Genomic DNA, 15,061 nt, shown 5'->3' on the forward strand with positions numbered 1-15,061 from the left:
TCTCAGGACAGCTCTCCTCCTCTGATGTCGATGCCTCTGGCAACCCCACCTTCTTCCTCTCTGATGCGTCCGGAAACATCCAAGATGCCTCCGGTAATTCCTTCTCCATCGACGGACTGACCCTCAATACCGACGGCTCCTTCTCCTTCGATCCCTCTAATCCCTCCTACAACTCTCTCCAAGACGGACAATCTCAGTCCCTCACTATTAACTACGTCGCTCAAGATGATCAAGGCCTGAATTCAAACGTTCAGTCCTTCAACATCAACGTCCTCGGCACTAACGACGCTCCTACTGCCACCTACACAACCGCTGACGTCCTCGACGCCTCTGGCAACGCCCTCGCTCCTCAAGAAGGCGGCGCCTCCGTCTCCGGACAACTCACCTCCTCTGATGTCGACGCCTCTGGTGCTCCCGTCTACTCACTCGTCGGTAGTTCCATCCCAGGCCTGACTCTCAGCGCCGATGGCTCCTGGACCTTTGATCCCACAAACTCCGCCTACAACCAGCTCCAAGGCGGTCAAACACAAACCATCGACGTCGACTACGCCGTCACCGATGACAAAGGCGCCTCCGCCAATGGCTCCTTCTCCATCACTCTCACAGGCACCAACGACGCTCCTACCGCCACCTACACCACCAATCTCTCCGCTCTAGAAGGCGCTAACTCCATCTCAGGACAGCTCTCCTCCTCTGATGTCGATGCCTCTTTCAACCCCACCTTCTTCCTCTCTGATGCGTCCGGAAACATCCAAGATGCCTCCGGTAATTCCTTCTCCATCGACGGACTGACCCTCAATACCGACGGCTCCTTCTCCTTCGATCCCTCTAATCCCTCCTACAACTCTCTCCAAGACGGACAATCTCAGTCCCTCACTATTAACTACGTCGCTCAAGATGATCAAGGCCTGAATTCAAACGTTCAGTCCTTCAACATCAACGTCCTCGGCACTAACGACGCTCCTACTGCCACCTACACAACCGCTGACGTCCTCGACGCCTCTGGCAACGCCCTCGCTCCTCAAGAAGGCGGCGCCTCCGTCTCCGGACAACTCACCTCCTCTGATGTCGACGCCTCTGGTGCTCCCGTCTACTCACTCGTCGGTAGTTCCATCCCAGGCCTGACTCTCAGCGCCGATGGCTCCTGGACCTTTGATCCCACAAACTCCGCCTACAACCAGCTCCAAGGCGGTCAAACACAAACCATCGACGTCGACTACGCCGTCACCGATGACAAAGGCGCCTCCGCCAATGGCTCCTTCTCCATCACTCTCACAGGCACCAACGACGCTCCTACCGCCACCTACACCACCAATCTCTCCGCTCTAGAAGGCGCTAACTCCATCTCAGGACAGCTCTCCTCCTCTGATGTCGATGCCTCTTTCAACCCCACCTTCTTCCTCTCTGATGCGTCCGGAAACATCCAAGATGCCTCCGGTAATTCCTTCTCCATCGACGGACTGACCCTCAATACCGACGGCTCCTTCTCCTTCGATCCCTCTAATCCCTCCTACAACTCTCTCCAAGACGGACAATCTCAGTCCCTCACTATTAACTACGTCGCTCAAGATGATCAAGGCCTGAATTCAAACGTTCAGTCCTTCAACATCAACGTCCTCGGCACTAACGACGCTCCTACTGCCACCTACACAACCGCTGACGTCCTCGACGCCTCTGGCAACGCCCTCGCTCCTCAAGAAGGCGGCGCCTCCGTCTCCGGACAACTCACCTCCTCTGATGTCGACGCCTCTGGTGCTCCCGTCTACTCACTCGTCGGTAGTTCCATCCCAGGCCTGACTCTCAGCGCCGATGGCTCCTGGACCTTTGATCCCACAAACTCCGCCTACAACCAGCTCCAAGGCGGTCAAACACAAACCATCGACGTCGACTACGCCGTCACCGATGACAAAGGCGCCTCCGCCAATGGCTCCTTCTCCATCACTCTCACAGGCACCAACGACGCTCCTACCGCCACCTACACCACCAATCTCTCCGCTCTAGAAGGCGCTAACTCCATCTCAGGACAGCTCTCCTCCTCTGATGTCGATGCCTCTTTCAACCCCACCTTCTTCCTCTCTGATGCGTCCGGAAACATCCAAGATGCCTCCGGTAATTCCTTCTCCATCGACGGACTGACCCTCAATACCGACGGCTCCTTCTCCTTCGATCCCTCTAATCCCTCCTACAACTCTCTCCAAGACGGACAATCTCAGTCCCTCACTATTAACTACGTCGCTCAAGATGATCAAGGCCTGAATTCAAACGTTCAGTCCTTCAACATCAACGTCCTCGGCACTAACGACGCTCCTACTGCCACCTACACAACCGCTGACGTCCTCGACGCCTCTGGCAACGCCCTCGCTCCTCAAGAAGGCGGCGCCTCCGTCTCCGGACAACTCACCTCCTCTGATGTCGACGCCTCTGGTGCTCCCGTCTACTCACTCGTCGGTAGTTCCATCCCAGGCCTGACTCTCAGCGCCGATGGCTCCTGGACCTTTGATCCCACAAACTCCGCCTACAACCAGCTCCAAGGCGGTCAAACACAAACCATCGACGTCGACTACGCCGTCACCGATGACAAAGGCGCCTCCGCCAATGGCTCCTTCTCCATCACTCTCACAGGCACCAACGACGCTCCTACCGCCACCTACACCACCAATCTCTCCGCTCTAGAAGGCGCTAACTCCATCTCAGGACAGCTCTCCTCCTCTGATGTCGATGCCTCTTTCAACCCCACCTTCTTCCTCTCTGATGCGTCCGGAAACATCCAAGATGCCTCCGGTAATTCCTTCTCCATCGACGGACTGACCCTCAATACCGACGGCTCCTTCTCCTTCGATCCCTCTAATCCCTCCTACAACTCTCTCCAAGACGGACAATCTCAGTCCCTCACTATTAACTACGTCGCTCAAGATGATCAAGGCCTGAATTCAAACGTTCAGTCCTTCAACATCAACGTCCTCGGCACTAACGACGCTCCTACTGCCACCTACACAACCGCTGACGTCCTCGACGCCTCTGGCAACGCCCTCGCTCCTCAAGAAGGCGGCGCCTCCGTCTCCGGACAACTCACCTCCTCTGATGTCGACGCCTCTGGTGCTCCCGTCTACTCACTCGTCGGTAGTTCCATCCCAGGCCTGACTCTCAGCGCCGATGGCTCCTGGACCTTTGATCCCACAAACTCCGCCTACAACCAGCTCCAAGGCGGTCAAACACAAACCATCGACGTCGACTACGCCGTCACCGATGACAAAGGCGCCTCCGCCAATGGCTCCTTCTCCATCACTCTCACAGGCACCAACGACGCTCCTACCGCCACCTACACCACCAATCTCTCCGCTCTAGAAGGCGCTAACTCCATCTCAGGACAGCTCTCCTCCTCTGATGTCGATGCCTCTTTCAACCCCACCTTCTTCCTCTCTGATGCGTCCGGAAACATCCAAGATGCCTCCGGTAATTCCTTCTCCATCGACGGACTGACCCTCAATACCGACGGCTCCTTCTCCTTCGATCCCTCTAATCCCTCCTACAACTCTCTCCAAGACGGACAATCTCAGTCCCTCACTATTAACTACGTCGCTCAAGATGATCAAGGCCTGAATTCAAACGTTCAGTCCTTCAACATCAACGTCCTCGGCACTAACGACGCTCCTACTGCCACCTACACAACCGCTGACGTCCTCGACGCCTCTGGCAACGCCCTCGCTCCTCAAGAAGGCGGCGCCTCCGTCTCCGGACAACTCACCTCCTCTGATGTCGACGCCTCTGGTGCTCCCGTCTACTCACTCGTCGGTAGTTCCATCCCAGGCCTGACTCTCAGCGCCGATGGCTCCTGGACCTTTGATCCCACAAACTCCGCCTACAACCAGCTCCAAGGCGGTCAAACACAAACCATCGACGTCGACTACGCCGTCACCGATGACAAAGGCGCCTCCGCCAATGGCTCCTTCTCCATCACTCTCACAGGCACCAACGACGCTCCTACCGCCACCTACACCACCAATCTCTCCGCTCTAGAAGGCGCTAACTCCATCTCAGGACAGCTCTCCTCCTCTGATGTCGATGCCTCTTTCAACCCCACCTTCTTCCTCTCTGATGCGTCCGGAAACATCCAAGATGCCTCCGGTAATTCCTTCTCCATCGACGGACTGACCCTCAATACCGACGGCTCCTTCTCCTTCGATCCCTCTAATCCCTCCTACAACTCTCTCCAAGACGGACAATCTCAGTCCCTCACTATTAACTACGTCGCTCAAGATGATCAAGGCCTGAATTCAAACGTTCAGTCCTTCAACATCAACGTCCTCGGCACTAACGACGCTCCTACTGCCACCTACACAACCGCTGACGTCCTCGACGCCTCTGGCAACGCCCTCGCTCCTCAAGAAGGCGGCGCCTCCGTCTCCGGACAACTCACCTCCTCTGATGTCGACGCCTCTGGTGCTCCCGTCTACTCACTCGTCGGTAGTTCCATCCCAGGCCTGACTCTCAGCGCCGATGGCTCCTGGACCTTTGATCCCACAAACTCCGCCTACAACCAGCTCCAAGGCGGTCAAACACAAACCATCGACGTCGACTACGCCGTCACCGATGACAAAGGCGCCTCCGCCAATGGCTCCTTCTCCATCACTCTCACAGGCACCAACGACGCTCCTACCGCCACCTACACCACCAATCTCTCCGCTCTAGAAGGCGCTAACTCCATCTCAGGACAGCTCTCCTCCTCTGATGTCGATGCCTCTTTCAACCCCACCTTCTTCCTCTCTGATGCGTCCGGAAACATCCAAGATGCCTCCGGTAATTCCTTCTCCATCGACGGACTGACCCTCAATACCGACGGCTCCTTCTCCTTCGATCCCTCTAATCCCTCCTACAACTCTCTCCAAGACGGACAATCTCAGTCCCTCACTATTAACTACGTCGCTCAAGATGATCAAGGCCTGAATTCAAACGTTCAGTCCTTCAACATCAACGTCCTCGGCACTAACGACGCTCCTACTGCCACCTACACAACCGCTGACGTCCTCGACGCCTCTGGCAACGCCCTCGCTCCTCAAGAAGGCGGCGCCTCCGTCTCCGGACAACTCACCTCCTCTGATGTCGACGCCTCTGGTGCTCCCGTCTACTCACTCGTCGGTAGTTCCATCCCAGGCCTGACTCTCAGCGCCGATGGCTCCTGGACCTTTGATCCCACAAACTCCGCCTACAACCAGCTCCAAGGCGGTCAAACACAAACCATCGACGTCGACTACGCCGTCACCGATGACAAAGGCGCCTCCGCCAATGGCTCCTTCTCCATCACTCTCACAGGCACCAACGACGCTCCTACCGCCACCTACACCACCAATCTCTCCGCTCTAGAAGGCGCTAACTCCATCTCAGGACAGCTCTCCTCCTCTGATGTCGATGCCTCTTTCAACCCCACCTTCTTCCTCTCTGATGCGTCCGGAAACATCCAAGATGCCTCCGGTAATTCCTTCTCCATCGACGGACTGACCCTCAATACCGACGGCTCCTTCTCCTTCGATCCCTCTAATCCCTCCTACAACTCTCTCCAAGACGGACAATCTCAGTCCCTCACTATTAACTACGTCGCTCAAGATGATCAAGGCCTGAATTCAAACGTTCAGTCCTTCAACATCAACGTCCTCGGCACTAACGACGCTCCTACTGCCACCTACACAACCGCTGACGTCCTCGACGCCTCTGGCAACGCCCTCGCTCCTCAAGAAGGCGGCGCCTCCGTCTCCGGACAACTCACCTCCTCTGATGTCGACGCCTCTGGTGCTCCCGTCTACTCACTCGTCGGTAGTTCCATCCCAGGCCTGACTCTCAGCGCCGATGGCTCCTGGACCTTTGATCCCACAAACTCCGCCTACAACCAGCTCCAAGGCGGTCAAACACAAACCATCGACGTCGACTACGCCGTCACCGATGACAAAGGCGCCTCCGCCAATGGCTCCTTCTCCATCACTCTCACAGGCACCAACGACGCTCCTACCGCCACCTACACCACCAATCTCTCCGCTCTAGAAGGCGCTAACTCCATCTCAGGACAGCTCTCCTCCTCTGATGTCGATGCCTCTTTCAACCCCACCTTCTTCCTCTCTGATGCGTCCGGAAACATCCAAGATGCCTCCGGTAATTCCTTCTCCATCGACGGACTGACCCTCAATACCGACGGCTCCTTCTCCTTCGATCCCTCTAATCCCTCCTACAACTCTCTCCAAGACGGACAATCTCAGTCCCTCACTATTAACTACGTCGCTCAAGATGATCAAGGCCTGAATTCAAACGTTCAGTCCTTCAACATCAACGTCCTCGGCACTAACGACAGACCAGTCAGGCTGGAAGGTGTCAACCAGACGTCATACGCACCAGGGAATGAAGATGAACAGTATCTGATTACACTTAGCTCGCTGACAACAGGCTTCGAGGACATCGAAGGTAAGTCACTTTCCATCCAAGGCATCACGGTCGCGAATGGATCACTAGAGGCAGTCGCGCAGACATCAGAGACCGAAGAGGGCTGGATATTCACGCCCAACAAAGACTTCAATGGAATAGCAGAAATCAACTACGTCATCACTGACACGGACAATGGCTACTACTTCGCGACAAATACTATTGAGATCAGAGCAGTCAACGACAGACCTGTATTAGCTACCGGGAACCTCTCCAACCTGAGCGTGCTTGAAGACTCTGGCACTACCAGCCTGGGGCTTGAGGGCATTAGCTACGACCAAGGCGGAGGAAATGACGAAAACCTTCAGGCTCTGAAGTATGTAATAACTGAATTGCCGGACGCAGAGATAGGCAAGATCAAGTACACATCCCAGAACAACCAAGAAATATACGCAGAGCTGAACGACGAATTCACTGACATTCGTGATATTCAGAGCTTTGCATTTGAAGCACTGCCGAACGCAGAGGGAAATACATCCTTCAAGTTCGAGGTTGTTGACTCAGCGAACACAGATGGCGACGGGACACTCCAGCAACAGATCAATATCAACGTTCGAGGCGTCAACGACATCCCAATCAAATCCAGGAGCAGCCTTGCCATCACAAGTGGAGAAGAAGATGTACAGCTAACACTGACGGAAGAGGATCTCTTAGCAGCGTTCGATGAACTCGACGCGAATGACACGCTTCGGGTCACAAACCTAGACGCCAAGGATGGCACGCTTGCAGAACAGGAGGACGAAAATGGCAACCGCCTCTGGGTGCTAACCCCAGACGCTAATTTCTACGGAACGACAGAAATCACGTACATCGTTGAGGACGAAAATGGGGGCAAAGTGTTCGAGCGTATTTCCTTCGATTTGGCAGCCGTCAACGACGCACCTGCATTAACAGGCTCGAAAGCGAGAATCGCCTCAGGTACGGAAGACTTCGACCTAACCATTTCGGCTGAGCAGCTTCTGGTCGGCTTCAGCGACGTGGACAACGACCCCATCGAAATCAGCGCAAATGGAGCCGAGCTGAGGATCATTGATGCGGAAGGCTCTGAGTCAAGTGCTGCTCAGTCAGCTCAACTCGAGCTCGAAACAGATGCTTCGGGCAAAACCACGGGATTCACGATTAAGCCAGTACAAGACTTCTTTGGAAAGCTGTTACTACGCTATGGAATTACGGATGGCAGCAGAACAACAACAGCTACAACGACATTCGACATCCTGGGAGTTAATGATGCTCCTGATCTCACCGGTCAGGTCAAAGTCCTTCCCACAGGTACTGAGGACACCGTCTACACCTTCACCGCTGCTGACCTCCTCAATGGCGTCACTGACGTTGAAAATCAAAACCAGCTGACCGTTCTCGCTGGCGTCACCGCCAATAACGGCACTCTCACCCGCAACGGTGACAATTTCTCCTTCACTCCTGACAACAACTTCAACGGCACCGTCAATCTCAACTTCGTCATCTCTGACACCGCTGGTGCAAACGTCTCCACCTCTGCCTCCTTCAATCTCGCTGCTGTCAATGACGCTCCGGGACTCACAGGACCGCAAACCACCCTTGCCGCTGGCTCAGAAGACCTCGCTTACACCTTCTCTAAAGCACAGCTTCTTGCTGGCTTTACTGATGTCGACAACACAAACCTCGACATCGTTGATGTCACGATCACTGACTCCAATGGTGATGACGCTGGCGTCTTGACATCGACCGCAACGGGCTGGTCCTTCCAACCTGATGCCGATATCAATGGAACCTTCACCGTCACCTACAACGTCTTTGACGGAATCAATAAAACCAGCGCTACAAATAACTTCAGCCTCATTGCTGTCAATGACGCTCCTGTTCTTGAACCTGATCTCAAGGCCTCGCTAGGTAACGCCGTAGAAGACTCCACCTACACCATCACCACGGCTTCTCTCCTGGCTGGCTTCTCTGATGTCGACAACACAGCCCTCTCCATCTCGGGCCTGAGCCTCTCGCCGACAAGCCCCATCAGTGGTTCACTGACTCGTAGTGCTGACGGCTCCTCATACACCTTCCGCCCTGACAACAATGTCAACGGTGTTGTTCAACTCTCTTACTTCGTCTCTGATGGCGCAGGTGGTAACACACTCGCTTCCAATCAGTTCACCGTTCTTCCCATCAACGATGCGCCGGTTCGTACAGCAGGTGCAGTCAATGACCTCTTCCTCCTCGAGGATTCAGCTACTGCTTCTCTGCGCCTGAACAATCTCAACTACAGCGCTGGTGGTGGAACTGACGAACTCACCGGTGAAAACGCTCAGACTCTCACCTACACCATCAAGGAGCTACCCACTACAGGCACAATCGCCCTTGCAGATGGAACGGCTGTTACCGCTAACTCCTCCTACACCCTGGAAGAGATCCGTGGTCTGACCTTCACTGCCACGGCCAACGCTGATGGGGACTCCTCCTTCTCCTTCTCTATTAGCGATAACGGCACTCCAACTAATACTGTGTCCGGAGATATCAACTCGATCACAGAATCGATCACCATCCGCATCCTTGCCGTCAATGATGCTCCTGATCTCACCGGTCAGGTCAAAGTCCTTCCCACAGGTACTGAGGACACCGTCTACACCTTCACCGCTGCTGACCTCCTCAATGGCGTCACTGACGTTGAAAATCAAAACCAGCTGACCGTTCTCGCTGGCGTCACCGCCAATAACGGCACTCTCACCCGCAACGGTGACAATTTCTCCTTCACTCCTGACAACAACTTCAACGGCACCGTCAATCTCAACTTCGTCATCTCTGACACCGCTGGTGCAAACGTCTCCACCTCTGCCTCCTTCAATCTCGCTTCTGTTAATGATGCTCCGATAGCCACATACACGACAAATCAATTCACATCTGAGGGCAACAGCACACTTACCGGGAAGCTAACGGCAACCGACGTCGACCACTACTCAACAGACGCTCCAAACAAAGAAGAGACAACCATATTTGCATTTAAGAGCGCACAAATCAATGAGCTCGAAATATTCGAAGTGCCTGGCCTCCAAATCGAAGGAGATGGATCCTGGTCCTTCGATCCAGGAAACGCTGCTTACAATTCTCTACCTACAGGCGAAGAACTCACTATTCAGGTAACCTACTCAGCGACTGATGCAGATGGGCTAGTCGCCACTAACTCGTTCACAATAACCGTTGAGGGCACGAATGATGATCCGTACTTGACGGATGAGGACTCACTTACTGAATTACTGGATAACGCAATCGAAGATCAAGGCAGAAACGGGAATCCATACACAATTGACCTCGATTTGCTAACATCTCCATTTGAGGATTATGACTACGCAGGAGGGACGAGTGAATCTCTAGAAGTCAAGGGACTTAATGCATACAAACAAAACGGCGACGTCGCTGGCACTTTCGAAAGGATTGGCAACACATTCGTTTTCAGCCCCTTTAAGGATGTAGAAGGACTAATCAAGATTGAATATATAGTTACCGACAATAATGGAGGAGGAGTCACCGCTGAGACAACTCTCTTCATTGAAGCAGTCAATGATGCTCCAGAACTTGGAGCATTACCCGATGGTGGGTTAGTCATGAAGAACGATGCTCAGGAAGACACTCCATTTACATTCACAGATGTTGACCTCATTAAAGGTTTCATAGATCCAGACAATGCTGCTGATGGACTCGCAGACCTAAGTCTAAATCTCGAAATTACTGCCATTCCGTCAAGTCCCAATGGCACAATCCAGGTTGCTTCTTACTCTGGTCAACTCACATCCTCTGACGTCGATGCCTCCGGCACCCCCGACTTCTCACTGATCAGCGCTGAAATACCAGGTCTCTCGATCAATTCCGATGGTTCATGGTCATTCGACCCAACAAATGCCGCCTACGACAGCATCGAAAAAGACGACTCTCAAACGATCACTGTCAGCTACAGCGTCACTGATGATCAAGGCGCAACAGATCAAAACTCTTTCACCATCAATCTCACTGGAACTGACTCCACCCCAATTGCGACATTCACTTCAGACCTGGAGGGGCCAATCCAGGCGATAGGGAGCTACATCTTTAGCCCAGACGAGAACTTCAATGGCACAACACAAGTTGACTTTGAGATAAGTGATAACGCTGGAGCGAAGACTTTCGGTTCAAAGTTTGTTGTCATAGCAGCAGACAATGATTCCCCAACAATCTCACTGCCCAATAATTCCTATGACGCATCTGTGGTTGCCGGCACGGCGCAGTTCTTAAGTACGAATGCTTTTGGTTATCAGGACATCGAGGGGGATCCCATCCAAGGAGTTCGGATTGAGATTCCAAATGCGTCAGTTGGTTTGTTGCAATCGAGCAGCAAGGCATTCAGTGTGGAGGGATCACAAAGTCTCCCGACCGAAAAGATAGGAGAAAAGACTTACGTTACTGTCAGTCGTGATATATTAGTCAACAACAGGCTGTATTTTGAGGCTAAGAATACTGCTATTGGCCTGAGCTCTACCTTGTCGTTCATGGTCAACGATGGAACAAACTGGTCAACTGAGGCAACAATTAAACTATCCGTCACGGGGGCTCCAAAATCGGCCGCCGAAGCCTTCAAAGAAGCCCAATACAAAGTCAACTTCGAGGAAATACTGGGAGACGATCGCTATTGGGCGATCAAACCAGTTGTTGCGGCAGCAGGCCTCACCAATGATGAAGCCATTACAGCTCTAAAGAAAGCTCCGAGCTACGCTAATTACGCAGCCAACGAAGTCGAGTATCTCAATGATATTGGTTGGTTCAATATTGTCTATCTCAACGAAGAAGGACTGCGAGAAGAAACGAGCTTGGATGATCTTTCAGCAGTTGATGCGATAAGCCTTGCGAATAGTCCGTTAGACACTATCTTCAATTCCGAGGAAAAGGAGTTCATCTCCGCACAACTTAACGATTCCCAAAACAAAACTATCGAAAGCACATTCTCTGCGATTGCAAATGTCACGATCGAGGGCTTTAGTAATGCAGTTAATTCTGATGGGCTATCCGAAAATGTTATCACTAGTGCCGTAGATAAGATTAGACTTATCGCATCAGGTTCATTTAGTACAGATGAGCAGTACCTCCAGTTCTCTGCCTCATCCGTTGCGTTACGCGCCACGATTGCATCGCTCAAGTCAGGCTCGCTTCTATCCTCTATATCTGATCAAGACCCACAGATTTTCAACCTTCTTGACGGGGTCAAGGAATCGAAGCTCGCCGGAATCGCTCAATCGCTGGGATCCCTTCCTGAGGGAGTCTCGTACACACCAGATCAATTAACTAGGCTCTCAAAGCTTGCTGACAAGGCAGCGAGTGTCGGAAACACGGAAGCTCTCAAACTCGCAACCCGGACTATTGTTGATGGCAAAAAGTATTCTTCACTCGCTGACGGGGATTTGGACGACCTTCCAGCTGACGAGAAAGCTAGAGCCCTTACTCTAAAAGATGAATATTTGAGCATCCAAGCACTGAAAGTTCAAGCAGGACTAAGCAACCTCAGCGTTAACACTGCAATTAACAGCGGAGCCATTACCTCCCTAGATAACGACGATGCCAAGCGACTTGTTCTGTCAGAGCTACAAAGTAAGTCTCTTGGTGTAAGCGAGAATTCAAACGAGTTGGCAAGCGTGTCGAACAGTGCTGCATACCTTAATTCACTTGATAGCCTGGTTATTGCTGCAACAAAGATAGAAGACAGTGGGAAGGCTGCTGAAATACTTGAACTAGCTCAGACGCTGGACAACGTCGCCCTTAGCTTCGCAGACAACCCAGAAGAACTAGACAGGGTGGTAGCACTTCAAGAACAGCTAGAAGAGGATTTCAAGTATTCAGTTACATTCAACGAGGATGAAATCCGCGCTCACTACGCTAAGAACTGGGTGACCATCAGTAGCATCTCCGGAAATGTCATTACTTTGGGAGAAGGTGACAACGCCCTCAAAGATGCCAATGGCACTCCTATCACTACCATAGGAGAAGAATATGTTCTATTCAAGGAAAATGTGAGCCGGGAAGATATTGCACTAGTGCTCATCAACTCACGGAAGTTCCAACCGAAAGCAATTTCATTGGATGGGAGCAATCCTGCAACAATCACGCGCGCCGACACAGCTATCTACTCAGCAACAGACAAGGATGGAGACTCCTATATCGGATCAATGGATGGCTCATATATTCTTAATGGCGAGACGTACTACTACAACACTGAAAACCCGACGGCCAATCGGTTCACTATCACCATTCCCGACGATTACGATGAAAATCTGGCCGAAGCTGGTACTCAGATGTCCTATTTGATGAATTACACAGCCGGCGAAATCGACTTCGACAAAAACACCGGAGCATTTACCTTTACCGCCTCAAGCGGTATAAGCCCGGACAAAGTTGGATACGACCCTGACTCAGTTGACACTGTCCTGAAATATGTCTCAGAAGCAGACCTGCTGAAGTATGGGGCAACTGCTGGAGATGGAGAAGTTGGTGAAAGAGAGTTCAGCTGGAACAAAACCAATGAGAACCCAAATATCTTCGGCGATGGCGAACCGCTGATTGATTTAGACGGCAACATCATTACCAAAGCCGGCTGGTACGACTTCACACGCCGTGTCAATGAATTTGGAGTCGCGACAGGCGATGGTGGAGAATACCTCTACGCCAACTTCTCCAATGGTGTGTGGACTGCAAGTACAGACATCAATCAACTAGGTGAGATCGGAACACTTAGAGTTATTGGTCTAAGGCTTCGTTTTACTGACAATAGGTTCGGCGACAAGGATCCAACTGCTGGGACAATTATTGACCCCTTCGGTACCGCAAAAGCAACCGGTAGCGAAGCCGAAGTCCTAGCTGGACGTGCAGCGATTTCCAATCCGGTCAAAGCCTCAACGATTACACAACAGGTAACACAGGTAACAACGACTCAGACAGTTTCTATCCCTTACAAACCAGAACTTGTTGATCTGAAGCCTGATTCTTCAGGTGTTGGATATGACGATCCAGGCAATGCACCAGGCCTTGGAATTGATGCCCGTGGAGAAGATCTCGATGCCATGTCTGTCGGAGATGGTGTCGGCACGGGCTATGGAGAAGGTTCAGGTCAAGGCGTCAACAACTCCAGTGGCTCCGGCGAGGAAGCCATGACCCTCACCCAGGCCCTCACCGCCTTTGCAGAGGGGGAGGGAGAAGGAAACTCCGAGTCCAACAAAGGTCAAAACGCTGAAGGCCAAGGCGCCGGTACTGGTGGTGAAGCTGCCCTTGGAGAAGACCAATCACCAAAAACCCAACGCAAGCGCGGTCTACTTCTGCAGCCCCTGGTCGATCAACTCGCCAGCGGCGCCGATGAACTCAAGACCAGCTCCACCCTGCTCAAGAACCTCAGCGAGGGTTCGGTCATGGGCACCAACCTGCTCGATGCCCTCGCCCTCGGTGCCGGCGTCCTCTACGTGCTCTATGCACCCAAGGCCGTTGAAACCGGTAAAAAGGGCTTCCGCGGATTGGTCAACCGCGTCATGAAGCGGGGTGGTGTCAATGCCGTCATTCCCGAGCAGAACCTACTCTCGGTCTTCGTCATGAAGATGCCCAATGGCGGCGAGCGCCTGATGGCCACCCGCGTCGGCTTGGGCGGCATGGAAGTGTTAGCCCAGCAGGATCTGCCGGCAGATGTCCGTGTCGATGCCGCAGGCAGCCAGACCCAGATCGACTACGCCATGAAGCAGTTGATCGCCAAGCTGGGCGCCCCCAATGCCGACCTGCTGCTGCTTGGTCCCAAGCTCAAGGGCCAAGCCGCGCTACTCAAGAACATGGCCAAGCAGACCCAACTGCTGAATACCCAGGACCTCACGAGCAGCCTCTCCTCCTGCAGCGCCACCGAACTGGAGGCCCTGCAGAACTGGCTCAACAAACCCTCCAGCACCCTGCCGGAGACCAGCCCGGTCTACGGCCAGATGCTGCAGCAGATCACCGCTTATGCCGGTGCCATGCCGGCAGAGCAGGCCAACATGGCCGGCCTGATTGAGCTCAGCGTCGCCATGGGCTGGAGCCAAACCGGCAAAGCGGCCTAGGACCACAGCGGGGGCTGCACCCAGCCCCCCCTCAGTCCTTAGCGGCAGCGTTCTTTTAAGGCCGCAATGATCAGCGGGAATGCCTTGGGGTTGCCCTGCATCGCGAATGCCTCACGCTCCACGTCGAACTTGGCGTGGGCATAGTTGCGGTAGAGGATTCCAGCCACCTCGCGGTCAACGGCATTCACCATCGACGTTGGCCAGCCGATGGTCTCCAGCTTCCCTGTCTTGCAGCCCTGGGCTCCATGGACGGCCTCATGAATCAAGGTTTGGCGGCCAATGCCCAAGTCCACTGCAATCGGTGCCACCCAAATGATCTTTTTGCGGGAGTTCGTTGCGCCATAGGCCCCCTGAATCGGCGGCTTTTCAAAACGCACTTGATAACCCGCCTGCTGCAAGGCCTTCACCAAGGGCAGCCAATCAGCCGGCCATTGGGGGGCCGCACTAGCACGGAGGGCCGCAGCACCACACAACAAAGCCAACGCTCCAAATGAGCAGGCCAGACGCCGAAATGGAATGATTGTCATGCGGTCATC

The 15,061-nt window shown here is 53.3% G+C and carries 2 protein-coding genes (1 of these 2 running past the window's edge); one reads left to right on the forward strand and one right to left on the reverse strand.

Annotated elements, in window-relative coordinates; translation table 11 throughout:
* On the forward strand, nt 1–14,525 hold the end of the coding sequence (locus LY254_RS04120) for a tandem-95 repeat protein (RefSeq protein WP_247479093.1). 17,725 nt of this gene lie to the left of the window's left edge; the window shows 14,525 of its 32,250 coding nt (coding positions 17,726–32,250); the start codon falls outside the window, past its left edge; it ends in the stop codon at nt 14,523–14,525.
* A gap of 38 nt (nt 14,526–14,563) precedes the next feature.
* Here the strand turns inward: LY254_RS04120 and LY254_RS04125 are convergent, their stop codons facing one another.
* Nucleotides 14,564–15,052, reverse strand: a complete 489-nt coding sequence (locus tag LY254_RS04125; RefSeq protein WP_247479095.1) for a hypothetical protein — start codon at nt 15,050–15,052, stop codon at nt 14,564–14,566.
* Nucleotides 15,053–15,061: the final 9 nt, after the last annotated feature.

Origin of the sequence: Synechococcus sp. NB0720_010 (assembly GCF_023078835.1) — a bacterium.
In the GTDB taxonomy this organism is placed as follows: Bacteria; Cyanobacteriota; Cyanobacteriia; order PCC-6307; family Cyanobiaceae; genus Vulcanococcus.

Coding starts and splice junctions, on each gene's coding strand:
- LY254_RS04125 (WP_247479095.1), bottom strand. CDS start 15,052: ATGACAATCATTCCATTTCGGCGTCTGGCCTGCTCATTTGGAGCGTTG.